The following is a 352-nucleotide window of genomic DNA, read 5'->3' as shown; positions in this document are numbered from 1 at the left end:
CTCGGCGACGGCGTGTTGCAGCTCACAGACGCAGAGGGTGCCGTGCTCGGCCATCAGCAGGGCCAGGCGCAGGCGCGTCGGATGCGACAGGACCGGGAAAAGGTCGTTTGGCGACATGGTCTATACCATCAATGTCATATGCAGTTAACGGAACATGTCATATAGTGCATATGAACAACCGAACACGTCAAGCCATTTGGAGTGCCCCATGAACCAGCCCCGCCGTATCCTGTTCGTCTGCATCCACAACAGCGGCCGCAGCCAGATGGCCGAGGCCTTTCTCAACGATCTGGGCAGTCCCGAGTACGTCGCCGAGAGTGCCGGTGTCGAGCCCCGGTCGATCAACCCCGAC

1 pseudogene is annotated in these 352 nt (G+C 60.2%); it reads left to right on the top strand.

Going from position 1 to position 352, the window contains the following annotated elements:
* Positions 1–154 precede the first annotated feature (154 nt).
* Positions 155–352, top strand: a pseudogene (locus D5687_RS11560) (hypothetical protein); the annotation flags it as partial.

Source organism: Guyparkeria sp. SCN-R1, from assembly GCF_003932495.1.
GTDB lineage: Bacteria > Pseudomonadota > Gammaproteobacteria > Halothiobacillales > Halothiobacillaceae > Guyparkeria.
Note: the sequence above shows the minus strand (reverse complement) of the source record. Positions and strands in the feature narration are given on the sequence as shown.